Below are 22194 nucleotides of genomic sequence, written 5' to 3' on the forward strand. Positions count from 1 at the left end.
TCGTTCCTCACGCTCCAGCGTGGGAATGCCGTGCGTGACGCTCTGCGTCACAAATCTGCGCCGCGCCACCGTTCTCAGGACAGGATGCGGAGCATGGGCACGATAGTGTTTTCCTTACACTGGACACGGGTAGGAAAGGGGCAAGTCGTAACCCCTCAACTGGCCGCCGCAATCAATCCGCGTCGCTCCAGCGCCACCTGAGTCCCTTCCGAACTCATCCGCACCAGGTTCACCGGAATGGATTTGGCCGCAGGGGTGTTGCCGTGTTTATCCCGGTTGGCCAGTGGCAGCAGGCCGTTGGTTTCCGGGTAATACGCTGCGCAGCAACCCTGCGGCACGTCGTAGGGGATGACCTTGAAGCCTGCCGCACGCCGCGCCGTGGTCGGGTCGAGCGCCGTCTGAAACTCGATGTAGTCCCCGGCCTTCAGCCCCAGGCGCTCGATGTCCTGCGGGTTGAGCATCACCACCATGCGATCGCCAAAGATGTCCCGATAACGGTCATCGTTGGAATACACCGTGGTGTTGAACTGGTCATGGCTGCGGATCGTCATCAACTGCAAATGCTCGGCGCCCGGAGGCGTGTCGTCTTCGTCGTAGATGCCTTCGGGAAACAGAAAGTTGGCCTTGCCCGACTCGGTGTCCCATTTGCGCTCACTGGCGGCGTTAGGCAGACGGAAACCTCCGGGTTCGAGGATGCGCTGATTGAAATCATAGAACTGCTCGGGCAGCACTTCTTCGATCTTGTCGCGAATCCTGGCGTAGTCGCCCACATAGCTGTCCCAGTCCACCTTGGGATTGGGCGCAAGCGTCGCTTTGGCGATACCGGCGATGATGGCGATTTCGGAAATCAGATGTTTTGACGCAGGCTCGAGCATGCCGGTCGAGCCGTGCACCATCGACATCGAGTCTTCCACCGTAATGGTTTGCGCTACACCGCTCTGCAGGTCGCGTTCCGAACGCGCCACGCACGGCAGCAGGAAGGCCTTCTGGCCATGAACTGTCGCGCTGCGGTTGAGCTTGGTATTGACCAGCACAGTCATCTTCAGGCGGCTGACGGTCGGGCAGATCACATCGGTGTCCGGAATGGCGCGGAAGAAATTGCCACCCATTGAGATGAGCGCTTCCACCTCACCACGCAACAGGGCTTCGCAGGTCTCGGCCACGGCGTGACCTTTCTTTCTGGATGCCTCGAAACCGAACACCTTGCTCATGCTGGCCAGAAACGGTTCGCCGGCCTTTTCATAGATGCCCATCGTCCTGTCGCCCTGTACGTTGGAGTGTCCACGTACCGGGCAAGCCCCCGCACCCAGCTTGCCGATGTTGCCGCGCAACAGCAGCAGGTTGATGATCTGCTGCATGGCGTCGCCGCCACGCTTGTGCTGCGTGATGCCCATCCCCCAGCAGCAGATGACCCCTTTCGAACGCTTGTAGACCGTCGCCACCTCTTCGATGGCCTGACGCGTCAGGCCCGAATGGCGCTCGATGATGTCCCAAGGCAACTGTCGGCAATAATCGGCGTACTGCTCAAAGCCATGGGTGTGTTCTTCAATGAACGCCACATCGAGGACGCGCGGCAGGTTTTCACGCTGCGCCACGTCATCGGCTTCGATCACGGCCTTGCAAACACCTTGCAGGGCGATCATGTCGCCGCCGATCCTGACTTGATGGTACTGGGAGCTGATTTCCACCCCATGCAGACTGAGCATGTCGCGCGGATCCTGCGGCGCCGCAAAACGTACCAGCGCCCTTTCCCGCAGCGGGTTGAACGAGATGATGCTCGCGCCCCGGCGCGCGGCGGCGTGCAGCTCGGACATCATCCGCGGGCTGTTGGTCCCGGGGTTCTGGCCGATGATGAAAATCGCGTCGGCGTTCTCGAAATCTTCCAGCGTCGTGGTGCCTTTGCCGACCCCGATCGACTCGGGCAGCGCTGCGGTGGTGGTCTCATGGCACATGTTCGAGCAGTCAGGGAAGTTGGCCATGCCGTACAGGCGACCGAACAGCTGATACAGAAATGCGGCTTCGTTCGACGTGCGCCCGGAGGTGTACAGCTCCAGCTTCCACGGGTCGCTCAGGCCGCGCAGCTCTTCGCCGATCTCGGCGAACGCCTCGTCCCAAGTGACGGGCAGGTATTTGTCACTGGCGGCGTCGTAGCGCATCGGCTCGGTGATACGGCCTTCGGCTTCCAGCTGGTGATCGCTCCAGGTCGCCAGTTCGCTGACCGTATGCCGGGCGAAGAACTCAGGGGTCACGCGTTTCTTGGTCGATTCCCAGGCCAGTGCCTTGGCACCGTTCTCGCAGTATTCAAAGGTGTGCGGTTTCTTCGGGTCCGGCCAGGAGCAGCTGGGGCAGTCGAAGCCGCCAGGCTTGTTCATGGACATCAGCGTGCGGTTACCCTTGATCAGCACATGCTGGTGCAACAGGTGCTTGTTGACCGCACTGAGCGCGGGCCAGCCACCCGCCGGCGTGCCGTCGGTCTGTGATCCTTGGAGCGGGGCCCGGGAATTTTCCGATTCAGACATGGGGTGTGTTCTCTCTCATAAAGCCCGTGAAGGCATGAAGCTCGTGTGTCTGAGATACACGGGCCCAGAGAGAATTCGCCCGAGTCGACGAGCGTTGCCGACAGGGCGCGTCGGCAAGAGGTTCAGTCAGGGTCGCACCCTGTTCAGGAGCGGTTCAGAAAAAGCTCAGGCCGACCTGAAACAGCCGTTCCACATCGCGGATGCACTTCTTGTCCACAAGGAACATGATCACATGGTCACCGGATTCGATCACGGTGATGTCGTGAGCGATAAGCACCTGTTCGGCGCGGATAACCGCACCGATTGCCGTGCCGGTCGGCAGGTTGATGTCCTTGATGGCGCGGCCCACGACTTTGCTGGATTTCGAGTCGCCGTGAGCGACGATCTCGATGGCTTCGGCTGCACCGCGCCGCAGCGAATGCACGCTGACGATATCGCCGCGGCGCACGTGGGCCAGCAGTGTGCCAATGGTTGCCAACTGCGGGCTGACCGCAACGTCGATTTCGCCACCCTGCACCAGGTCGACGTAGGCCGGATTATTGATCAGCGTCATCACCTTGCGGGCACCCAGACGCTTGGCCAGCAGCGACGACATGATGTTGGCTTCATCGTCGTTGGTCAGCGCCAGGAACAGGTCGGTGTTGCCGATGTTTTCTTCCAGCAGCAGGTCGCGGTCCGATGAGCTGCCCTGTAGCACCACTGTACTGTCCAGGTGCTCCGACAGATAGCGGCAGCGCGCCGGGCTCACTTCGATGATCTTCACCTGATAGCGGCTTTCAATGGCTTCAGCCAGACGCTCGCCGATGTTGCCGCCACCGGCGATGACAATACGTTTGTAGTTCTCGTCCAAGCGCCGCAGCTCGCCCATCACGGCGCGAATGTCAGCCTTGGCGGCGATGAAGAACACCTCGTCGTCGGCCTCGATGACTGTGTCGCCATGCGGCAGTATCGCCCGGTCGCGCCGATAGATCGCCGCGATGCGTGTGTCGACATTCGGCATGTGCGCTCGTAGCTGGCGCAGCGGCTGACCCACCAACGCGCCGCCGTAATAGGCTTTGACCGCGACCAACTGCGCCTTGCCTTCGGCGAAGTCGATCACCTGCAGCGCGCCGGGGTACTCGATCAGACGCTTGATGTAGTTGGTGACGACCTGCTCCGGACTGATCAGCACATCGACCGGGATCGCGCTTTTATCGAACAGGCCTGCGCGCGTCAGGTACGCCGCTTCACGGATGCGCGCGATCTTGGTTGGCGTGTGGAACAGCGTATGCGCCACCTGACAGGCAATCATGTTGGCTTCGTCGCTGCTGGTCACCGCAACCAGCATGTCGGCGTCGTCTGCGCCGGCCTGACGCAATACCGCCGGGTAGGAGCCCTTGCCCTGCACGGTACGGATGTCCAGACGGTCGCCCAGATCGCGCAACCGGTCGCCGTCAGTGTCGACCACGGTGATATCGTTGGCTTCGCCCGCCAGATGCTCGGCCAGCGTACCGCCCACCTGCCCTGCACCCAGAATGATGATTTTCACGCGCTTACTCCCGCGCCGCAGCGATCTTGATCAGTTTGGCGTAGTAGAAACCATCGTGGCCACCTTGCTGGGCCAGCAGCTGGCGACCATGGTTTTGCTTGATACCCGCGGGTGGCTGTCCGGCCTGCCCGGCAATATCCAGCTCTCTGGCCCCGGAGGTACGCGCCAGAAACGCCTCGATGACGTCGGTGTTTTCGGTCGGCAGTGTCGAACAGGTCGCGTACACCAGCATGCCGCCTACTTGCAGCGTAGGCCACAAGGCGTCGAGCAGCTCGCCCTGCAAGGCCGCCAGCGCAGCGATGTCGTCTGCCTGGCGAGTCAGTTTGATGTCCGGATGGCGACGAATCACGCCGGTCGCCGAGCACGGTGCATCGAGCAGGATGCGCTGGAACGGTTTGCCGTCCCACCACTGCGTCGTCTCACGTGCGTCGGCGGCGATCAGCTCGGCACCCAGGCCCAGGCGATCAAGGTTTTCACGCACGCGCACCAGACGCTTGGCTTCCAGATCCACCGCCACCACGCCGCTCAGTTGCGGCTGCACTTCCAGCAAATGGCAGGTTTTGCCACCCGGCGCGCAGCAGGCATCGAGTACCCGTTGCCCGGGGGCCAGTTCCAGCAGGTCGGCGGCCAGTTGCGCGGCTTCGTCCTGCACGCTGATCCAGCCTTCGGCAAAACCGGGCAGCGAGCGCACATCGCACGGCTCGGCGAGGACGATGCCGTCCTGACTGAAGGTGCACGCGCTGGCTTGCAGGCCGGCAGTGTTGAGCAGTTCGAGGTATTGATCGCGACGGTGATGGCGTCGGTTGACGCGCAAAATCATCGGCGGGTGCGCATTGTTGGCCGCGCAGATGGCTTCCCACTGTTCCGGCCAGGCCGCTTTCAAGGCTTTCTGCAGCCAGCGCGGGTGGGCCGTACGCACCACCGGGTCGTGTTCCAGCTCGATCAGCAGTGCCTCGCCGTCACGCTGCGCATTGCGCAGCACGGCGTTGAGCAAGCCTTTGGCCCAGGGCTTTTTCAATTTGTCGGCGCAGCCTACGGTTTCGCCGATGGCAGCGTGGGCCGGAATGCGGCTGTAGAACAGCTGATAGAGGCCGACCAGCAACAACGCTTCAACGTCGGCGTCGGCGGCCTTGAATGGCTTTTGCAGCAGTTTGGCCGCCAGTGCCGACAGGCGTGGCTGCCAGCGCGCGGTACCGAACGCCAGGTCCTGAGTCAGGCCACGATCTCGCACCTCGACCTTGTCCAGTTGAGTCGGCAACGAGCTGTTCAGCGAAGCCTTGCCGCTGAGCACGGCAGCCAGTGCCTTGGCGGCGGCCAGACGCGGGTTCATTGGCCCAGCACCGTGCCGATGGCAAATTTCTCGCGGCGGCTGTTGAACAGGTCGGTGAAGTTCAGCGGCTTGCCGCCCGGCAATTGCAGACGGGTCAGGCGCAGCGCGTTCTGCCCGCACGCGACGATCAGGCCATCCTTGCTGGCGCCGAGAATCGTCCCCGGCGCGCCCTGCCCTTCGGCCAGATCGGCGGCCAGGACTTTCAGGGTTTCCTGGTTCAGCGTGCTGTGGCAGATCGGCCAGGGGTTGAAGGCGCGGACCAGACGCTCAAGCTCATCGGCCGGACGTGTCCAGTCCAGGCGCGCCTCGTCCTTGTTCAGTTTGTGGGCATAGTTGGCCAGGCTGTCATCCTGAACCTCGCCGACCAGCGAACCATCCGCCAGACCGGCAATGGCCTGCAACACAGCAGGCGGACCGAGTTCGGCCAGACGATCATGTAGCGTGCCGCCAGTATCCTGCGCGGTAATCGGGGTGACGGCCTTGAGCAGCATCGGCCCGGTGTCCAGGCCCGCTTCCATGCGCATCACGGTCACGCCGCTCTCGGCATCACCGGCCTGCACCGCGCGCTGAATCGGCGCCGCACCGCGCCAGCGTGGCAGCAGCGACGCATGGCTGTTGATGCAACCCAGGCGCGGAATATCCAGCACCACTTGCGGCAGGATCAGGCCGTAGGCGACTACCAACATCAAATCGGGTTGCAGCGCTGCCAGTTCAGCCTGGGCGGCAGGATCGCGCAGTGTTGGCGGCTGCATGACCGGTACGTCATGTTGCAGCGCCAGTTGCTTGACCGGGCTGGGCATCAGCTTTTGTCCACGACCGGCCGGGCGATCGGGCTGGGTGTACACGGCGACGATCTGGTGAGGGCTGTCGAGCAGGGCCTTGAGGTGTTCGGCGGCAAATTCCGGGGTGCCGGCGAAGACGATGCGCAGTGGCTCAGTCATGGAGTTCTCATTATAAAAAAAGGCCTGTTCAGGCCTTTTGGGGTAACGACGGATCAGGCGTTGAGCTTGTGCTGCTTTTCGAGCTTCTTCTTGATCCGGTCACGCTTGAGGTTGGAAAGGTAATCGACGAACAGCTTGCCGTTCAGGTGATCGCATTCGTGTTGAATACAGGTCGCGAGCAGCCCTTCGGCCACCAGTTCGTAAGGCTTGCCATCGCGGTCCAGGGCTTTGACGCGGACCTTTTGCGGACGGTCGACGTTCTCGTAGAAGCCCGGTACCGACAGGCAGCCCTCCTGATACTGATCCATTTCATCGGTCAGTTTTTCGATTTCAGGATTGATGAAGACCATCGGTTCGCTGCGGTCTTCACTGAGGTCCATGACAACCACGCGCTTGTGGACGTTGACCTGAGTCGCGGCCAGGCCAATACCTGGCGCTTCGTACATGGTTTCAAACATGTCGTCGACCAACTGGCGAATGCCGTCGTCTACCATCGCCACAGGTTTGGCGATGGTGCGCAGGCGCGAATCGGGAAATTCGAGGATGTTTAGAATGGCCATATACGTAAGAGCTGCACTGTTAAGGTAAAGTCAATGTTGGGTGCCGGGCCCGGGAGTTCAAGGCAGGCAGCCCAGGACAGGACTCTAGGGTTCGCGTGAGGCAACATGATAAAGGGATTCACCGCATGAGGAAATCACTACTCGCCCTGCTGCTGCTGACCGCCAGCGGTCTTGCGCAGGCGCAAGTGCAACTCAGGGAAGGCTATCCACAGAGCTACACCGTTGTCGCCGGGGACACACTCTGGGACATTTCCGGCAAGTTCTTGCGTGAACCGTGGAAATGGCGCGAGATCTGGCGGGCCAATCCGCAAGTCCATGATCCCGACCTGATCTACCCCGGTGACACCCTCGCGCTGACCTGGGTCGATGGTCAGCCGCGTGTGACGCTCAATCGCGGCGAGTCGCGCGGCACCATCAAATTGTCACCGCGCGTGCGCAGTACGCCGATGGTCGAGGCCATTCCGAGCATTCCGCTGGGCGCGATCAACGCATTCCTGATCAGCAATCGGATTGTCGACAGCGCCGAGCAGTTCGACAAAGCTCCCTACATCGTTGCAGGCAATGCCGAGCGCGTTCTCAGTGGCAACGGTGATCGGGCCTACGCACGGGGCGCGCTGGACCCGGCGCAGAGCGTCTATGGCATCTTCCGTCAGGGCAAGACCTACGTCGATCCCAAGACCCAGGAAGTGCTGGGCATCAACGCCGATGACGTCGGCAGCGCCGAGGTGGTTGCCACCGAGGGTGACGTCTCGACCCTGATTCTGCAGCGCTCCACACAGGAAGTGCGCCTGGGCGACCGTTTGTTCAGCAGCGAAGAGCGGGCCATCAACTCGACGTTCCTGCCCAGCGCCCCGCAGGCTCCGATAGACGGTTTGATTCTTGATGTGCCACGCGGCGTCACCCAGGTCAGCGTGCTGGATGTGGTCACGCTCGACAAGGGCAAACGCGACGGCCTGACCGAGGGCAACGTGCTGGCGATCTACAAGACCAGCGAGACCGTGCGCGACCGAATCACCGGTGAACAGGTAAAAATCCCCGACGAACGGGCCGGCCTGCTGATGGTTTTCCGTACCTACGACAAGCTTAGTTACGCCTTGGTCCTGCAGGCCAACCGATCTTTGGCCATCATGGACAAGGTTCGCAACCCGTAGACGCATGTTTCAGATCTGACACGGAATTGTGTGACGAACCAGACACTTATCAAATTGTTGTCAACAGAGTTATCCACAGGTTTGTGCATCACTCGGGATGCACGATGGATCAGGGACGATCTCATGCCATTGTTCGAAAATGCCCCCTCTTCGCCCGCAGAGCTGGAAGCGCGTTTGCGTATGCATCGCTTGCCCGAGATAGGGCCAAAGCGCTTTTCCAGACTGATCGAAGCCTTCGGTTCGGCATCGTCGGCGTTCAGTGCACCGGCCAGCGCATGGCGTGCACTGGGCATTCCCGGTGCCTGTGCCGAGGCGCGCCGTGACCCTTCCGTACGTGATGGTGCCAGTGCCGCACTGGCCTGGCTGGAGCGTCCGGCCCAGCATTTGCTGATGTGGGACGACCCTGGTTACCCCGCACTGCTGGCACAGATCGCCGATCCACCGCCGCTGATCTTCATTGCCGGCGACCCTGCGATCCTTGAGCGTCCGCAGTTGGGAATGGTCGGCAGTCGTCGCGCCTCCCGACCCGGGCTGGACACCGCCAGCGCTTTTGCGCGCAGCCTGGCGGCTGCCGGTTTTGTGATCACCAGTGGCTTGGCGCGGGGTATCGACGGCGCCGCGCATCAGGGCGCATTGGATGTCGGGGGGCTTACAATCGGCGTGCTTGGCACCGGGCTCGAAAAACTTTATCCACAGCAGCATCGCGCCCTTGCCGCGCAGATGGCGGCCCAAGGCGGCGCAGTGATTTCCGAGTTCCCGCTGGACGCCGGACCGCAGGCCAGCAACTTCCCGCGACGTAACCGAATCATCAGCGGCCTGTCGCTTGGCATAGTGGTGGTCGAGGCCAGTGTCGCCAGCGGTTCGTTGATTACCGCGCGGCTGGCCGCCGAGCATGGACGGGAGGTTTACGCGATACCCGGCTCGATTCATCACCCTGGCGCCAAGGGCTGTCATCAGTTGATACGTGACGGCGCGACACTGGTCGAGACCGTCGAGCACATTCTTGAAGGCTTGCAGCACTGGAAGCGTGTTGCGCCCGACATCGATCCTGTCACGCCTGCGAAGCCTGCCCTTTGCGATCATCCGCTGTTGGCGCTGCTGCACGCCGCACCGCACACCAGCGAGGGGCTGTCGGTGTCATGTGGCTGGCCATTGCCCAAGGTATTAGCGGGCCTGACCGAGCTGGAGCTGGACGGACGCATAAGCTGTGAAGCAGGACGATGGTTCGCCAGAGCGACCTGAGGTTAAACTGCCGCCAGGATCCAGTGGAGAGACAAACAATGGTCAGCAGTTGGCGAGTGCAACAAGCCGCTCAGGATATTCGAGCCGGTGCGGTGATTGCCTACCCGACCGAGGCAGTCTGGGGGCTTGGGTGCGATCCATGGGATGAAGAAGCGGTCTATCGTCTGCTGGCGATCAAGTCACGGCCGGTGGAAAAAGGCCTGATCCTGATTGCCGACAACATTCGCCAGTTCGATTTCCTGTTCGAAGACTTCCCCGAATTGTGGCTCGACCGCATGGCCAGCACCTGGCCGGGTCCCAACACCTGGCTGGTACCGCACCAGAACCTGCTGCCCGAGTGGATCACCGGCATTCACGAAACCGTGGCGCTGCGTGTTACCGATCACCCGACCGTACGTGAACTGTGCGCGCTGGTCGGTCCGTTGATCTCCACCTCAGCCAACCCGGCGGGTCGCCCTGCTGCGCGTTCGAGATTGCGCGTCGAGCAGTATTTCCGCGGGCAGATCGACGGCGTTCTCGGCGGCAGCCTGGGCGGGCGTCGAAACCCCAGCGTGATACGTGACATCGCGACCGCTCAGATCGTGCGCGCCGGCTGACGCTGGCGCACACAGAGCGCATTCAGGGGCAGGCAATCAAGGGATCAAAATGGTCGAGCCAGTGGTGCGCCGTGCCGACAGCTCGGCCTGCGCCTTGGCGGCGTCCTTCAGGGCATACTGCTGAATGCCGTCGACCTTGAGTTTGCCACTGGCGAGCATGTCGAACAGCTCGTCAGCCATGGTTTGCAGGTTCTGCGCATTGTTGGCGTAAGAGCCCAGGGTCGGACGGGTGACGTACACCGACCCCTTTTGCGCCAGAATCCCGAGATTCACGCCCGAGACCGGCCCGGACGCATTGCCGAAGCTCACCACCAGCCCACGTGGTGCCACGCAGTCGAGCGACGTCAGCCAGGTGTCCTGACCCACCCCGTCGTAGACCACCGGGCATTTCTTGCCTTCGGTCAGTTCCAGCACGCGCCTGGCTACGTCTTCATGGCTGTAATCGATGGTTTCCCAGGCACCGAGCGCCTTGGCGTGCGCGGCCTTCTCCGGCGAACTGACCGTGCCGATCATTTTGGCGCCCAGCGCCTTGACCCATTGGCAGGCCAGCGAGCCCACACCCCCCGCAGCGGCATGAAACAGAATGATCTCGCCCGGCTTCACCTGATACGTCTGACGCAGCAGATACTGCACCGTCAGGCCCTTGAGCATCAGGGCTGCGGCCTGCTCGAAACTGATCGAGTCAGCCAGCTTCACCAGATTCGCTTCAGGCAGTACGTGCACTTCACTGTAAGCCCCCAGCGGCCCGGTGCCGTAAGCGACACGATCCCCGACCTTGAAGCGCGTCACCTCGGCACCCACCGCCTCGACCACCCCCGCCCCTTCGGCACCGAGGCCGGAAGGCAGCGGCGCCGGATACAGCCCGCTGCGGTAATAGGTATCGATGAAATTCAGGCCAATGGCCTTGTTACGCACAACCACCGCCTGCGGCCCCGGAGCCTCCGGCTCGAAATCGACATATTCAAGAACCTCGGGTCCTCCGACAGCGCTGAACTGGATACGCTTTGCCATGTGCTCTCTCCTTGATGGTTAAAACAAGCTGCGAAAGCCCCCATCGGACTCCTTCCCCGAACCTTCGTCAACTGCCAGCCCGCGTCGCCGATGGTATGCTACGCGCCAATTTGCCTGCGCCTCTTTTGCTGCGGGGGCTCAGCCGTTTGACGTCAGCCGTAAGGGATCCTCATGAGTACCCGTACCGAGGCCGTAAAAGCCTACCTGCTCGACCTGCAAGACCGTATCTGCACTGCGCTTGAACAGGAAGATGGCAGCGCACACTTCATGGAAGATGCCTGGACGCGTCCGGCGGGCGGCGGTGGTCGCACGCGGGTGATCGAGAATGGCACGGTCATCGAGAAAGGCGGGGTCAATTTTTCCCATGTTTTCGGCAGCAATCTGCCGCCGTCTGCCAGCGCCCACCGGCCTGAACTGGCCGGTCGTGGTTTCGAGGCGCTGGGTGTGTCGCTGGTGATTCATCCGCACAACCCGCATGTGCCGACGTCCCACGCCAACGTGCGCTTCTTCATAGCCGAGAAAGAGGGTGAAGAGGCCGTGTGGTGGTTCGGTGGCGGTTTCGATCTGACGCCCTATTACGGCGTCGAGGAAGACTGTGTGCACTGGCACCGGGTCGCTGAGCGCGCCTGTGCGCCCTTCGGTGAGGATGTCTACCCGCGCTACAAGGCCTGGTGCGACAGTTACTTCCACCTCAAGCACCGCGATGAACCGCGCGGCATCGGTGGTCTGTTTTTCGATGACGTGAACCAGTGGGATTTCGACACCAGCTTCGCCTTCATTCGTGCCATCGGTGATGCGTTCATCAATGCCTATCTGCCGATCGTGCGGCGTCGCAAGGCTGCGGCCTATACCGTGCAGCAACGTGAGTTTCAGGAATTCCGACGTGGTCGCTACGTCGAGTTCAACCTGGTGTATGACCGCGGCACGTTGTTCGGTCTGCAATCGGGGGGGCGTACCGAATCGATCCTCATGTCGCTGCCGCCGCAAGTGCGCTGGGGTTATGACTGGAAAGCCGCGCCGGGCAGCGAAGAAGCGCGTCTGACTGAATACTTCCTCACAGACCGGGACTGGCTGGCCGAAAACTGAGCCGATTCACCGCCGCAAGGCGCTGCACACGCAAACAGATCAGGAACACACATGGACCAGTACGTCGTCTTCGGTAATCCCATCGGCCACAGCAAGTCGCCGTTGATTCATCGCCTGTTTGCCGAGCAAACCGGGCAAACGCTGGATTACCAGACCTCGCTGGCACCGCTGGACGATTTCACCGCGTTTGCCCAAGCGTTTTTCCAGGCCGGGCGTGGTGCCAATGTCACTGTGCCGTTCAAGGAACAAGCCTGGCGCCTCGCCGACAGCCTGACCCAACGAGCGCAGCGCGCCGGGGCGGTCAACACCCTGAGCAAGCTCGACGACGGTACTCTGCTGGGCGATAACACTGACGGTGCGGGGCTGGTACGCGATCTGACGGTCAATTGCGGGCGCAGCCTGCGTGGTCAGCGCATTCTGTTGCTGGGCGCAGGCGGTGCGGTGCGTGGCGCGCTGGAGCCCTTGCTTGCGCAACAGCCCGCTGCGTTGGTGATAGCCAATCGTACGGTCGAGAAAGCCGAGCGACTGGCGCAGGAGTTTGCCGACCTCGGGCCGGTATTCGCCAGCAGCTTCGACTGGCTTGAAGAGTCGGTGGACGTGATCATCAATGCTACCTCTGCCAGCCTGGCCGGAGAGCTGCCACCGATTGCGCCCAGCCTCATTCAGCCGGGAGCGACCTTCTGCTACGACATGATGTACAGCAACGAGCCCACTGCTTTTTGCCGTTGGGCCACCGAGCACGGCGCGGCGCAGGCGGTGGATGGTCTGGGCATGCTGGTCGAGCAGGCCGCAGAAGCCTTTCTGCTGTGGCGCGGTGTGCGTCCGGATTCAGCGCCTGTATTGGCGGAGTTGCGCAGATTGCTGGCTGCGGGTTGATCGGCTATCTGCGGACTATCGTGCCAATGCTCCGAGTTATACACAAGTCCGCTTTTGATTCTGGCCGAAGGCCGTGGGAGCGAACTTGTTCGCGAAGGCGGTATTTCAGATGATGTATTTTCGGCGATTATACCTGCCCTTTCGCGAACAAGTTCGCTCCCACGCCCTCCGGGCAGAAGCCAAATCTACGGGCTTATCGGGACCTTTGTAGAACGCAGAGCGTCGCGGCGATGAGTTACAACTCAATCCTCAAACAGAATCGGGCATTTCTCCGCCCCTTCCAGCTTGTGCAGTTCCTCGATCACTTGCGGCCTGGCATTGCGCAGGACCAGCACTCTGCCCTGGCGGCCCAGACGTCTGGCTTCCTGATGGAGCATCTCCACGCCTGAGTAATCAATGAAGTTGATCTGTTGCGCATCGATCACCACACGCAGCCCTTCTGTACGTTGCAGGCGGGTTTGCAGGTAGTGGCTGGCGCCGAAGAAGATCGATCCGCCGACCCGCAGGACCTCCTCGTCGCCCTCGCGCCATTGCTGGACGCGGGGTTGCGAGGTGCGCTTGAGGTAGAAGAACAGCGAGGCCAGTACACCGGCGTAGATCGCGGTTTGCAGCTCCAGAAGCAGAGTGGCCAGACAGGTCAGCGCCATCACGAAAAATTCGGCGCGGCTGACGCGGAACAACGCACGAATGCCTCGGCGATCCACCAGCCCCCAACAGATCAGCAGAATTGAGGCGGCCATGGCCGGGATCGGAATGTGCGATATCAACGAGGCACCGGCGACTGCGAACAATGCCACCCATAGCGCGGAAAATACCCCCGCCAACGGTGAGCGCGCACCCGCTTCGTAACTCAATGCCGCACGGGTGAAAGATCCGGCTGACAGGTAGCCGGAGAACAGCGAGCCGACCATATTCGACAGCCCCTGGGCACGCACTTCCTGATTGGCATTGAGCATCTGTTGCGAACGAGCCGACAGCGAGCGGGCAATCGACAGGCTGTTGACCAGCCCGAGCATGCCCACTGCCACGGCGGTCGGCAGCAGCTTGAGGATCAGTTCGAGGTCCAGCGGCAACGGGCTGAAGGGTGGCAGATGGCCGACGAAGGCGCTGACCACACGGACATGGCCGAACATCGCCGGCCACAGCCACACCAGCAGGCTGCTCGACACCAGTGCGATCAACAGCGTCGGCCAGCGAGGCACCAGGAGCTTGAGTCCGATACCCAGCGCCAGGGTCAACAGACCGAGCATCAGCGAAGACAGATCGACTTCACGCCAATGCTCGAGCACGGCAGTCAGGCTTTTGAGCGCGGTGGTCTGACTCGGCAGATCGATGCCCAGCAGATTGGGCATCTGCCCCAGTGCAATCACCACCGCAGCGCCCAGGGTGAAACCCAGCACCACCGAATGCGAAACGAAATTCACCAATGCACCGAAGCGCATCATCCCCAGCAACAACTGAAATACGCCGGCGATGAAGGTCAGCAGCAGGATCAACATGATGTAGTCCTGACTGGCCGGGGCGGCGAGCGGGCTGACACTGGCGTAAAGCACGATGGAAATAGCCGCAGTCGGCCCACAGATCAGGTGCCACGACGATCCCCACAGGCAGGCCACGAGGACTGGAACAATCGCAGCGTACAGACCGTATTCAGGCGGCAGCCCGGCGATCAGTGCGTAAGCGATGGATTGCGGCAGAGCCAGAATGGCGCCACTCAGGCCCACCAGTGCATCACGCCCGACGCTGACGCGATTCTGCTGCGGCAGCCAGGCGAGAAAGGGTAGAAATTTATGGCGATTGAGCCAGCGCATCGGTCCCTCGGGTGAATTGAACGTAGAGGACGCAGCGCGTCCAGAACGGCATGCCCACGCGGAGCATGGGCACGATAGTCGGACGCCTATCGTTCCTCACGCTCCAGCGTGGGCATGCCTTGTGTGACGCTGCGCGTCACAGACCTTCGCCACACAGCGCACCCAAGGCTTTACGCCTACAAATTGGCCTTCACCGCCGCCAGCCCGTCCTTGCCATCAACGGTCTGTACGCCCTCCAGCCACTTGTCCAGCACCGCCGGGTTGGCCTTGATCCAGGCCGTTGCCGCTTCGCTGTTGCTGACCTTCTTGTTGACCACCTCGGCCATGATGCTGTTTTCCATGTCCAGGGTGAAGCTCAGATTGGTCAGCAGCTTGCCGACGTTCGGGCAGGCTTGCGCATAACCCTTGCGGGTCAGGGTGAAGACCGAGCCGGTGTCGCCGAAATATTTCTCGCCGCCCTTGAGGTAGTGCATGCCCTTGATCTGCACATTCATCGGGTGCGGCGTCCAGCCGAGGAACACCACAAAGGCTTTTTTCTTCACGTTGCGATTGACCTCGGCGAGCATCGAGGTCTCGCTGGATTCCACCAGCTTCCATTTGCCCAGGTCGAATTCGTTCTTCTTGATGATCTCCTGCAGCGACAGATTGGCAGGTGCGCCGGAACCGATGCCGTAGATCTTCTTGCCGAACTTGTCAGCGAATTTGTTCAGATCGGCAAAGTCATGCACACCGGCATCCCAGACGTAATCCGGCACGGCCAGGGTGAATTCGGTGCCCTCAAGGTTTTTCGTCAGTTGTGTCACATCGCCGGTGGCCACGAACTTGTCGTAGAAGCCCTGCTGCGCCGGCATCCAGTTACCCAGAAACACATCCAGCTTGCCGTCTTTCAAGCCGCCATAGGCAATCGGCACCGCCAGGGTATCGACCTTGGGTTTGTAGCCCAGACCTTCGAGTACCACGCTGGTCATGGCGTTGGTGGCCGCAATGTCGCTCCAGCCGGGATCCGCCATCTTCACGGTGCTGCAACTGGCATCCTCTGCCTGCGCTGCAAGGCTGCCGAGGGCCATGACCGCGACCGCAACGGTTGTGGATAACTTTTTCATTGATGTACCCCTTTTGATTTTTTGGTGTGGGCAGGGTCAAGGTTGCGGATAACGTGCCTTACGCTCCAGATCGTCCAGATCAATGTGGTTGCGCATGTACTGCTGACTGGCGTCGACCAGTGGCTGGTGATCCCAACTCTTCAGCTTGCCGGTTGCCAGCGATTTGGCGACGAAGCGCCTTCTGCGCTGGCTGGCGAGCACCTGTTGGTGTATCGCCGGGATGTCCCACTTGGCCCGAGCTTCGGCCAGGAAATCATTGAACAGCTTTTCATGGGTGGGTGACTGGCTGAGGTCCTTCTGCTCTTTCGGGTCCTTCTGCACATCGAACAGCAGGCACGGGTCCTGTTCCGAATAGATGAATTTGTACGCGCCACGACGGATCATCATCAGCGGGCTGGTCGTGCCTTCAGCCATGTACTCACCGAAGACCTCATCGTGCCCGCCTTTGCATTCCAGATGCGGCATCAGCGAACGTCCGTCCAGCGGCATTCCGCTGTCCAGCGTGCCATTGGCCATTTCGACAAAGGTCGGCAGCAGGTCGGCAGTCGATACCGAAGCACTGACCCGTCCCGGCTTGAATTGCCCCGGCGCGTACACCACCAGCGGCACACGGGCGGCCATTTCGAACCAGTGCATTTTGTACCAGAGGCCCTTCTCGCCGAGCATGTCGCCGTGATCGCCGGAGAACACCACGATGGTGTCTTCCGCCAGCCCGACTTCATCGAGCGTCTGCATCAGTTTGCCGACGTTGAAGTCAATGTAGCTGCATGCGCCGAAATAGGCGCGGCGTGCATCACGAATCTTGTCGGTCGGCATGGGCTTGTCCCACAGGTCGTAGACCTTGAGCAGCCGTTGCGAATGCGGATCCAGCTCGGCCTGATTGGCGTGCGGCGGGGGCATCGGAATATCTTCGTCGGCGTACAGGTCCCAGAACGGCTTGGGAATGGTGTACGGATCATGAGGGTGAGTCATGGAAACAGTCAGGCAGAACGGCGCATCACCGTCCTGGCGCACATGGTCGTAGAGGTATTGCTGGGACTTGAATACCACCTCTTCATCGAAGTCCAGCTGGTTGGTGCGGATGCACGGACCGGCCTGCAACACCGATGACATGTTGTGATACCAGCTCGGCCGCACGTCCGGCTCGTCCCAGTTGACCGACCAGCCGTAGTCGGCAGGGTAAATGTCACTGGTCAGGCGTTCTTCGTAGCCATGCAACTGGTCCGGTCCGCAGAAATGCATCTTGCCTGCCAGGGCGGTCTTGTAGCCCAGCGTACGCAGGTAGTGGGCATAGGTCGGAATATCAGCCGGGAAGTCGGCTGCATTGTCGTACGCACCGATCCTGCTTGGCAGTTGGCCGCTGACCAGGGTGAAGCGCGACGGCGCGCACAGGGGGCTGTTGCAATACGCCGAATCGAACACTACGCCGCCGGTTGCGAGACGGCTCAGGTTCGGCATCAGAATCGGGGACCGGGCGTAAAACGGCAACATTGGCGCGGCCATTTGATCGGCCATGATGAACAGAATATTTTTGCGCTTCATGTAATCGCTGCATCCCATTGTGAAAAGTTATGCGAAAGTGCCGGGTATGAGGATGGAGTCCATACGTTTCAGGGTAAAGCCCATACACAGCAATGCCTAGGATAAGCCCAGCTAATGTTTGAATCTTTCGGCGATGTGTCACTCGACCTGCTGCGTGCATTTGAAGTCGCGGCGCGCTTGCGCAGCTTCACTGCGGCAGCTCTCGAACTCGGCACGACTCAGCCTGCGGTCAGCCAGCAGATCAAGCGTCTCGAAGAGCAACTCGCTACCCGACTGTTTGACCGCATCTACCGTGGCATCGAATTGACCGACGCCGGTGAAGTGTTATTCAGCCATGTGCAGGCCGGGCTGCAATCCATCGACAGCGGATTGATAGCGATCACCGAACAACACCAGCATGAAGTTCTGCAAGTGGCGACCGACTTCGCCTTCGCCGCCTACTGGCTGATGCCGCGTCTGCACCGCTTCCACAAGGTCAACCCGGACGTGGATGTCAGCCTGGTCACCAGCGAGCGTACCCACAGCATGTTACGCGCCGATATCGACGTGGCCGTGCTGTTCGGTGACGGGCGCTTCAAACAGGGCGAAAGCCACTGGCTGTTCAGCGAAGAGGTCTTTCCGGTGTGCAGTCCGCAATTGCTCGCCGGTCGCCAGACACCGCTGCCCAACGACGCACTGCGCGACTTTCCGCTCCTGCATCTGCGTGGCGAAAGCATCAACCACTGGTTTGACTGGGCGGGCGTATTTCGCGCGCTCGACATCCCGCAAGCCCCCGCGCCTGGTCAGTTGCGCTTCGACAACTACACCCTGCTGATCCAGGCTGCCATCGGCGGACAAGGCATCGCCATCGGCTGGCGTCACCTGGTCGACGACCTGCTCGATCAGGGCCTGCTCTGCCGCCCCATCGCCGGCGCTGCGATTTCCGGCCAGGGTTATTACGTGGTCCTGCCCCAGCGCAAACGCCGCGTGCAGATCGTTCAGCAGTTCGTGGACTGGCTGGCCAGCGAGCAGGCATTGAGCGGGGTTTCGCTGGCGGGCAGGCCATTGCCATCGATTGCGGTGTAACATCGCCGCGCTGAAAAGTGACCGCTCGGTCCATCGCAGCGCACACATCAACAAAATGGTCATGCGCAGGCTTGAACATCATCAGTGGCCTGCCCCAGGCTGCTTGAATCGAATGCTGAAAGACCAGAACAGAGGATCATCAGAAATGCCGGATCTGCTCATCGACGGTAAGACACTTCACTATTCCGATCAGGGCACGGGCCCGGTGGTATTGCTCGGTCACAGCTATCTCTGGGACAAGGCGATGTGGAGTGCACAGGTTGATACTCTGGCCAGCCAGTATCGGGTGCTCGTGCCGGATCTGTGGGGCCATGGCGATTCCAGCGGGTTTCCTGAGGGCACGCGCAATCTCGATGACCTGGCGCGGCATGCGCTGGCGCTGCTGGATCATTTGAATATCGAGCGTTGCAGCATCGTCGGGCTGTCGGTCGGCGGTATGTGGGGCGCAATCGCTGCGCTGCTCGCGCCAGAGCGCATCACCGGGCTGGTGCTGATGGACACGTATCTGGGCAAAGAGAGCGAGGCCAAGAAAGCCTACTATTTCTCGTTGCTCGACAAGCTGGAAGAAGCCGGGAGCTTTCCTGAGCCGCTGCTGGATATCGTTGTACCAATCTTCTTCCGTCCCGGGATTGATCCGCAGTCGCCTGTGTACACGTCGTTTCGTGCAGCGCTTGCCGGCATGAATGCCGAGCAGTTGCGTCAGTCCGTCGTATCACTGGGAAGGATGATTTTTGGTCGTGATGACCGCCTCGGGTTGATCGAGCAACTGAATGCCGACACCACGCTGGTGATGTGTGGCGACGCGGATATCCCCAGACCTCCCGAGGAAACCCGTGAGATGGCGAACCTGATCGGCTGCCCTTACGTGCTGGTGCCTGAGGCCGGGCATATCGCCAATCTGGAAAACCCGGCGTTTGTTTCGGGTGCGCTGATGGCGTTTCTGGCGCGGGTCAATCAGAAGCAGGGTTGATCTGAGCTGGGCCCTCAAGATCGGACGCGGAGCGTCCAGAACGGCATGCGACGCGGAGCGTCGCACGATAGTCGAGATTATCGTTCCTCACGCTCCAGCGTTGGATGCCTTGCGTGACGCTCCGCATCGCAGCACCCATCAATTCAACACACCGTCCAGAATCGCATACACAATCCCTGAACCCACGGCGATCAGCACGACGTCGGTGCCCAGGCGGCGCCATTCGTAGCCGTCATAATGTGGCAGGTATTGCAGCGAGCGGCTGTCCAGGCGTTTGCCGTAACCAGGTGGCAACGGACGGCCCTTGGCGATGTGTACGCCCGGTGGCAGTGGCTGGCCCCGGCCGATGACGTCGCGGTGTTGCTGGAAGGTCTCGCGTACCGGGCCGAAATCCTGCGGTGGGCGGTTGTCCTGATGGGCCTGTCTGCCGGGCGGGTTGGCCGGACCTTTGTCCGGACCCCTGCCATTGTCGTTGCCCGGCCCACGGTCATTGCCGCGTTGGTTATTCCCGCCGTCGTTCTGCGGACCCGGCTGCTGGGCACCACGGTTGTCGTCCGGGCCACCACCGCGTTGATCAGGTGGTGCAGCTTGCAGCAGCGGACTGGCGCTGATCATCAAGATACCCAGTCCGGTGATAAAACGGTTTGGCAGTTTCATGGTGCTTCCTCGGCTTCACGCGATGCAGCAAAAAGGGGCTCATGACGTTGGTCATGAACCCCTTGTGTCTTGCTACATAGAACCGCCGTTCAGGCTTTGATTCCTCTGTATCAGAAACTTTACCCTCAGCGGCGAGCGCTACGTACGCCCTCGGCCAGTGCCGCGCACAGCGTTAGCACGCCGTCGACGGCCTGCTCCGGCGACTCGGCGCTGGCGATCTTGTCGACGAACGCCGAGCCCACAACCACGCCGTCAGCCAGACGCGCAATCGCTGCGGCCTGCTCGGGTGTGCGGATACCGAAACCGACGCTGATCGGCAGATCGGTGTGGCGGCGCAAGCGAGCGATGGCTTCAGTGACGTGCTCGGTGGTGGCCGAGCCAGCACCGGTCACACCGGCAACCGACACGTAGTAGACGAACCCGGAACTGCGCTCCAGCACACGCGGCAGACGCGCATCGTCGGTGGTCGGCGTGGTCAGACGGATGAAGTCGATGCCGGACGCCTGCGCAGGGGTTGCCAGCTCGGCGTCGTGCTCGGGTGGCAAGTCAACGATGATCAAACCATCAACGCCTGCTTCTTTTGCCTGCGCCACGAAGGCTTCGACACCAAAGCGGTGGATCGGGTTGTAGTAACCCATCAGCACGATCGGCGTGGTCTGATCGTCGACACGGAATTCGCTGACCATCTGCAGGGTTTTCTGCAAGGTCTGGCCAGCGTCCAGAGCACGCAGGGTCGCCAGCTGAATCGCCACGCCGTCAGCCATCGGATCGGTGAACGGCATGCCCAGCTCGATTACATCGGCACCCGCAGCAGGCAGGCCCTTCAGGACTTTCAGCGAAGTGTCGTAGCCAGGGTCACCGGCGGTGATGAAGGTGACCAGCGCCGCACGACCTTCGGTTTTAAGCTGGGCGAAACGATGTTCTAGACGGCTCATACCAGCTGCTCCTGAGTGTGTTCGGCGGCGGCCATGTGGTTCATGACGGTTTGCATGTCTTTGTCACCGCGCCCGGACAGGCACACGACCATCAGGTGATCGTCGCGCAGGTTGCTCGCGCGCTTCATGGCTTCGGCCAGGGCGTGAGCGGTTTCCAGCGCCGGGATGATGCCTTCGAGCAGGCAGCACTGATGGAAAGCGTCCAGCGCTTCGTCATCGGTGATGCTGACGTACTCGACGCGCTTCACTTCGTGCAGGAATGCGTGCTCCGGGCCGATGCCCGGGTAGTCCAGGCCGGCAGAGATCGAGTGTGCATCGGTGATCTGTCCGTCGCCGTCCTGCAGCAGGTAGGTACGGTTGCCGTGCAGCACGCCCGGTACGCCGCCGTTCAGGCTGGCCGCGTGCTTGTCGGTGCTGACGCCATGACCGCCCGCTTCAACGCCGATGATTTCCACGCTGGCGTCATCCAGGAACGGATGGAACAGGCCCATGGCGTTGGAACCGCCGCCGACACAGGCGACCAGGCTGTCTGGCAGACGACCTTCCTTCTCCAGCATCTGCTCTTTGGTTTCCTTGCCGATGATGGCCTGGAAATCACGGACCATCGCCGGGTAAGGGTGCGGACCTGCAACGGTACCGATCAGGTAGAAAGTGTCGTCGACGTTGGTTACCCAGTCACGCAGCGCTTCGTTCATCGCATCTTTCAGGGTGCCGGTGCCGGAAGTGACCGGGACGATTTCAGCGCCCAGCAGCCTCATGCGGAACACGTTCGCCTGTTGGCGCTCGATGTCGGTGGCGCCCATGTAGATCACGCAAGGCAGGCCGAAACGTGCAGCAACGGTGGCAGTCGCAACGCCGTGCATACCGGCACCGGTTTCCGCGATCAGGCGTTTTTTGCCCATGCGTTTGGCCAGCAGCACCTGGCCGATGCAGTTGTTGATCTTGTGTGCGCCGGTGTGATTGAGCTCTTCACGCTTGAAGTAGATCTTCGCGCCGCCGCAGAACTCGGTCAGGCGCTCGGCGAAGTACAGCGGGTTTGGACGGCCCACGTAATCGCGCTGGAAATAGGCCATCTCTTTGATGAATTCCGGATCGATCTTGGCGGCTTCGTACTCGCGGTTGAGGTCGAGCACCAGCGGCATCAGAGTTTCAGCCACGTAGCGGCCGCCGAATGAGCCGAACAGGCCGTTGGCGTCGGGGCCGCTGCGGAAATTGGTCTGGGTCATGAAGTGCTCCAGTTGCAGTATTGGGCGAATGAGTTGAGCCGTATT

The 22194-nt window shown here is 61.3% G+C and carries 19 protein-coding genes; 7 read left to right on the plus strand and 12 right to left on the minus strand.

The window, feature by feature from the left end; all coding sequences use genetic code 11:
- Positions 1-155 precede the first annotated feature (155 nt).
- The 5 genes from BLR20_RS23185 to def form a co-directional block, all read right to left on the minus strand.
- On the minus strand, positions 156-2519 hold the full coding sequence (locus BLR20_RS23185; RefSeq protein ID WP_054993388.1) for an FdhF/YdeP family oxidoreductase: 2364 nt from the start codon (positions 2517-2519) through the stop codon (positions 156-158).
- 154 nt (positions 2520-2673) lie between these two features.
- The gene (trkA, locus tag BLR20_RS23190) at positions 2674-4047 is read right to left on the minus strand and encodes a Trk system potassium transporter TrkA (RefSeq protein WP_010430155.1); all 1374 of its coding nucleotides are present in this window, start codon (positions 4045-4047) and stop codon (positions 2674-2676) included.
- 4 nt (positions 4048-4051) lie between these two features.
- Positions 4052-5377: a 16S rRNA (cytosine(967)-C(5))-methyltransferase RsmB gene (gene rsmB, locus BLR20_RS23195; protein WP_054993389.1), complete on the minus strand. Its 1326-nt coding sequence runs from the start codon at positions 5375-5377 to the stop codon at positions 4052-4054.
- The gene (gene fmt, locus BLR20_RS23200) at positions 5374-6318 is read right to left on the minus strand and encodes a methionyl-tRNA formyltransferase (RefSeq protein WP_054993390.1); all 945 of its coding nucleotides are present in this window, start codon (positions 6316-6318) and stop codon (positions 5374-5376) included. The genes rsmB and fmt overlap by 4 nt, the downstream gene beginning before the upstream one ends.
- Before the next feature lie 53 nt (positions 6319-6371).
- A complete protein-coding gene (def, locus tag BLR20_RS23205; protein WP_010430165.1) occupies positions 6372-6878 on the minus strand; it encodes a peptide deformylase in 507 nt (168 codons plus the stop codon).
- A 125-nt stretch (positions 6879-7003) separates the two neighbouring features.
- On the opposite strand from def, the gene BLR20_RS23210 reads away from it, so the two are divergent.
- From BLR20_RS23210 to tsaC, 3 genes are all read left to right on the plus strand, one after another.
- On the plus strand, positions 7004-8029 hold the full coding sequence (locus tag BLR20_RS23210; RefSeq protein WP_010430167.1) for a LysM peptidoglycan-binding domain-containing protein: 1026 nt from the start codon (positions 7004-7006) through the stop codon (positions 8027-8029).
- Positions 8030-8152: 123 nt separating this feature from the next.
- Positions 8153-9271: a DNA-processing protein DprA gene (dprA, locus tag BLR20_RS23215; RefSeq protein ID WP_032611267.1), complete on the plus strand. Its 1119-nt coding sequence runs from the start codon at positions 8153-8155 to the stop codon at positions 9269-9271.
- Positions 9272-9309: 38 nt separating this feature from the next.
- Positions 9310-9867: an L-threonylcarbamoyladenylate synthase type 1 TsaC gene (gene tsaC / locus BLR20_RS23220; protein ID WP_003340101.1), complete on the plus strand. Its 558-nt coding sequence runs from the start codon at positions 9310-9312 to the stop codon at positions 9865-9867.
- Positions 9868-9903: 36 nt separating this feature from the next.
- On the opposite strand, the gene BLR20_RS23225 is transcribed toward tsaC, so the two are convergent.
- Positions 9904-10878: an NADPH:quinone reductase gene (locus BLR20_RS23225; protein ID WP_054993391.1), complete on the minus strand. Its 975-nt coding sequence runs from the start codon at positions 10876-10878 to the stop codon at positions 9904-9906.
- 171 nt (positions 10879-11049) lie between these two features.
- Here BLR20_RS23225 and hemF point away from each other — a divergent pair, with 171 nt between their 5' ends.
- Both hemF and aroE read left to right on the plus strand, forming a co-directional pair.
- The gene (gene hemF, locus BLR20_RS23230; RefSeq protein WP_003401477.1) at positions 11050-11964 is read left to right on the plus strand and encodes an oxygen-dependent coproporphyrinogen oxidase; all 915 of its coding nucleotides are present in this window, start codon (positions 11050-11052) and stop codon (positions 11962-11964) included.
- Positions 11965-12015: 51 nt separating this feature from the next.
- Positions 12016-12840 (plus strand): shikimate dehydrogenase, encoded by an 825-nt coding sequence (aroE, locus tag BLR20_RS23235; RefSeq protein WP_032611272.1) that lies wholly within the window; start codon positions 12016-12018, stop codon positions 12838-12840.
- A 242-nt stretch (positions 12841-13082) separates the two neighbouring features.
- On the opposite strand, the gene BLR20_RS23240 is transcribed toward aroE, so the two are convergent.
- The 3 genes from BLR20_RS23240 to betC all read right to left on the minus strand — a co-directional run bounded on the left by BLR20_RS23240 (position 13083) and on the right by betC (position 17296).
- On the minus strand, positions 13083-14651 hold the full coding sequence (locus BLR20_RS23240; protein ID WP_054993392.1) for a SulP family inorganic anion transporter: 1569 nt from the start codon (positions 14649-14651) through the stop codon (positions 13083-13085).
- A 176-nt stretch (positions 14652-14827) separates the two neighbouring features.
- Positions 14828-15754 carry a choline ABC transporter substrate-binding protein gene (locus BLR20_RS23245; RefSeq protein WP_054993393.1) on the minus strand — a complete coding sequence of 309 codons (927 nt, stop codon included), beginning with the start codon at positions 15752-15754 and terminating at the stop codon, positions 14828-14830.
- 36 nt (positions 15755-15790) lie between these two features.
- A complete protein-coding gene (betC, locus tag BLR20_RS23250; RefSeq protein ID WP_032611281.1) occupies positions 15791-17296 on the minus strand; it encodes a choline-sulfatase in 1506 nt (501 codons plus the stop codon).
- A 114-nt stretch (positions 17297-17410) separates the two neighbouring features.
- On the opposite strand from betC, the gene BLR20_RS23255 reads away from it, so the two are divergent.
- Together BLR20_RS23255 and BLR20_RS23260 are read left to right on the plus strand one after the other, a co-directional pair.
- Entirely contained in the window at positions 17411-18361 is a 951-nt protein-coding gene (locus BLR20_RS23255) for a choline sulfate utilization transcriptional regulator (protein WP_032611284.1), read from the plus strand.
- A gap of 145 nt (positions 18362-18506) precedes the next feature.
- The gene (locus BLR20_RS23260; RefSeq protein WP_054993394.1) at positions 18507-19331 is read left to right on the plus strand and encodes an alpha/beta fold hydrolase; all 825 of its coding nucleotides are present in this window, start codon (positions 18507-18509) and stop codon (positions 19329-19331) included.
- 138 nt (positions 19332-19469) lie between these two features.
- Here the strand turns inward: BLR20_RS23260 and BLR20_RS23265 are convergent, their stop codons facing one another.
- From BLR20_RS23265 to trpB, 3 genes are all read right to left on the minus strand, one after another.
- A complete protein-coding gene (locus BLR20_RS23265; RefSeq protein ID WP_054993395.1) occupies positions 19470-19988 on the minus strand; it encodes an anti-virulence regulator CigR family protein in 519 nt (172 codons plus the stop codon).
- A 125-nt stretch (positions 19989-20113) separates the two neighbouring features.
- Positions 20114-20923, minus strand: a complete 810-nt coding sequence (gene trpA, locus BLR20_RS23270) for a tryptophan synthase subunit alpha (RefSeq protein WP_010431349.1) — start codon at positions 20921-20923, stop codon at positions 20114-20116.
- A complete protein-coding gene (gene trpB, locus BLR20_RS23275; RefSeq protein WP_032611291.1) occupies positions 20920-22149 on the minus strand; it encodes a tryptophan synthase subunit beta in 1230 nt (409 codons plus the stop codon). The genes trpA and trpB overlap by 4 nt, the downstream gene beginning before the upstream one ends.
- Positions 22150-22194 lie beyond the last annotated feature (45 nt).

The sequence above is a fragment of the Pseudomonas congelans genome (genome assembly GCF_900103225.1).
GTDB classification, from domain to species: Bacteria; Pseudomonadota; Gammaproteobacteria; order Pseudomonadales; family Pseudomonadaceae; genus Aquipseudomonas; species Aquipseudomonas congelans.

Excerpts from the sequence above, each read along its gene's own strand:
- BLR20_RS23185 (WP_054993388.1), bottom strand. The coding sequence starts at position 2,519 with ATGTCTGAATCGGAAAATTCCCGGGCCCCGCTCCAAGGATCACAGACC.
- rsmB (WP_054993389.1), bottom strand. The coding sequence starts at position 5,377 with ATGAACCCGCGTCTGGCCGCCGCCAAGGCACTGGCTGCCGTGCTCAGC.
- fmt (WP_054993390.1), bottom strand. The coding sequence starts at position 6,318 with ATGACTGAGCCACTGCGCATCGTCTTCGCCGGCACCCCGGAATTTGCC.
- def (WP_010430165.1), bottom strand. The coding sequence starts at position 6,878 with ATGGCCATTCTAAACATCCTCGAATTTCCCGATTCGCGCCTGCGCACC.
- BLR20_RS23210 (WP_010430167.1), top strand. The coding sequence starts at position 7,004 with ATGAGGAAATCACTACTCGCCCTGCTGCTGCTGACCGCCAGCGGTCTT.
- dprA (WP_032611267.1), top strand. The coding sequence starts at position 8,153 with ATGCCATTGTTCGAAAATGCCCCCTCTTCGCCCGCAGAGCTGGAAGCG.
- tsaC (WP_003340101.1), top strand. The coding sequence starts at position 9,310 with ATGGTCAGCAGTTGGCGAGTGCAACAAGCCGCTCAGGATATTCGAGCC.
- BLR20_RS23225 (WP_054993391.1), bottom strand. The coding sequence starts at position 10,878 with ATGGCAAAGCGTATCCAGTTCAGCGCTGTCGGAGGACCCGAGGTTCTT.
- hemF (WP_003401477.1), top strand. The coding sequence starts at position 11,050 with ATGAGTACCCGTACCGAGGCCGTAAAAGCCTACCTGCTCGACCTGCAA.
- aroE (WP_032611272.1), top strand. The coding sequence starts at position 12,016 with ATGGACCAGTACGTCGTCTTCGGTAATCCCATCGGCCACAGCAAGTCG.
- BLR20_RS23240 (WP_054993392.1), bottom strand. The coding sequence starts at position 14,651 with ATGCGCTGGCTCAATCGCCATAAATTTCTACCCTTTCTCGCCTGGCTG.
- BLR20_RS23245 (WP_054993393.1), bottom strand. The coding sequence starts at position 15,754 with ATGAAAAAGTTATCCACAACCGTTGCGGTCGCGGTCATGGCCCTCGGC.
- betC (WP_032611281.1), bottom strand. The coding sequence starts at position 17,296 with ATGAAGCGCAAAAATATTCTGTTCATCATGGCCGATCAAATGGCCGCG.
- BLR20_RS23255 (WP_032611284.1), top strand. The coding sequence starts at position 17,411 with ATGTTTGAATCTTTCGGCGATGTGTCACTCGACCTGCTGCGTGCATTT.
- BLR20_RS23260 (WP_054993394.1), top strand. The coding sequence starts at position 18,507 with ATGCCGGATCTGCTCATCGACGGTAAGACACTTCACTATTCCGATCAG.
- BLR20_RS23265 (WP_054993395.1), bottom strand. The coding sequence starts at position 19,988 with ATGAAACTGCCAAACCGTTTTATCACCGGACTGGGTATCTTGATGATC.
- trpA (WP_010431349.1), bottom strand. The coding sequence starts at position 20,923 with ATGAGCCGTCTAGAACATCGTTTCGCCCAGCTTAAAACCGAAGGTCGT.
- trpB (WP_032611291.1), bottom strand. The coding sequence starts at position 22,149 with ATGACCCAGACCAATTTCCGCAGCGGCCCCGACGCCAACGGCCTGTTC.